Source organism: Brunnivagina elsteri CCALA 953, from assembly GCF_002289455.1.
In the GTDB taxonomy this organism is placed as follows: Bacteria; Cyanobacteriota; Cyanobacteriia; order Cyanobacteriales; family Nostocaceae; genus Brunnivagina; species Brunnivagina elsteri.
This window is the reverse complement of the sequence record NZ_NTFS01000752.1, coordinates 1-1,339: the sequence shown is the minus strand read 5'-3', so window position 1 is coordinate 1,339 and position 1,339 is coordinate 1. Positions and strand designations below refer to the sequence as shown.

The following is a 1,339-nucleotide window of genomic DNA, read 5'->3' as shown; positions in this document are numbered from 1 at the left end:
TAACTCCTAACTCCTAACTCCTAATTCCTAACTTCTAACCTATATTTCACATTTCAATATAATTATGGTTTCCCAAGCACCCACAGTTTATTCACTTCAAGCCCCTAAAGATGTTTCGCTTACCGAAATCGAAGCGGAACTTGGTCAAATTTGGCAAAGTTATGGCATCACAGGAAATGATGGGACTTTGCCCACTGCAACCCGTGCTGCGACTTTTAGTTTGGTTGTTTACGAACCCGAACAAACACAGCAACTTCTCGCTGCATTAGGTTTTTATCACGGTCCAATTGATGGTATTTTGGGACCACAAATGGAATCTGCTTTGCGGGAAGCTCAAAAAGCTTATGGCATCCCGGAAACTGGAACTCCTAACCCCGATACTATTACTGTATTGCGGGGAGAAGCTGCCAAAGGTCGAGCATCGGGAAAAATTTCCGAAACTGCGTCAGGTGGTTATGATTCCAAAAGTCCCCGCATTGCCGATGAAATCGCCCTTCGCAACCCCTGCCGGATTATTGCCCTGTCCCCAGTCGCTGGGGAAGATGAAGGTGTTAAAGCCCAAGTTGCGGCTTATTGTCCAATTCAAAAACAATCCTCCAGCACATTGATTTGTTGCGAGTACATTACCTTAAGTGGTACTCCCGAAGCCTTGGAACGAATTGGTGGGATGATACCAGCATTGTTGATTGGTGGTTTACCTAAGTTTATTTGGTGGAAGGCTACACCCGATCCTAATAATGGTTTATTCAAACGGTTGTCGGCAGTTTGCAATAATGTAATTGTAGATTCGTGTAACTTTAATGAACCGGAAAAAGATTTACTTTGTTTGCAAGAATTAGTTGAAAATGGCATTCCCCTAGCAGATTTGAATTGGCGTAGGTTGGCAGGATGGCAGGAGTTAGCTGCTGAAGCTTACGATTCACCACTACGACGTGCTGCTTTGGGTGAAATCGATCGCGTTAATATCGATTATGAAAAGGGTAATCCAGTCCAAGCTTTACTATTTTTGGGTTGGTTGGCAAGTCGATTGCAATGGAAGCCTGTTTCTTATCAACATGAAAAAGGCGATTACGAAATTACCAAAATTAAATTAGTTGCCCAAGATCAACGCCAAATTGAAGCTGAGTTAGCCGGGGTTCCTGTTGGGGATATTGGCGAAGTTTCTGGTGATTTAATTGCTTTGCGGTTGAATTCGACAAATCCACAGGCTAATTGTGGTACGTTAATTTGTTCGGAAACTGGTGGTTGTATGCGGATGGAAACCCAAGGTGGGGCACAATCTACGGGTTTATTCCAACATGTAACTTCACTTTCGGAACAAAGGGCTGAAGTGTTGTTG

The 1,339-nt window shown here is 43.5% G+C and carries 1 protein-coding gene; it reads left to right on the top strand.

What is annotated here, in order from left to right:
- Positions 1–64: 64 nt before the first annotated feature.
- A partial coding sequence (gene opcA / locus CK510_RS30450) for a glucose-6-phosphate dehydrogenase assembly protein OpcA (RefSeq protein ID WP_095725131.1) occupies positions 65–1,339 on the top strand: 1,275 nt, incomplete at its 3' end.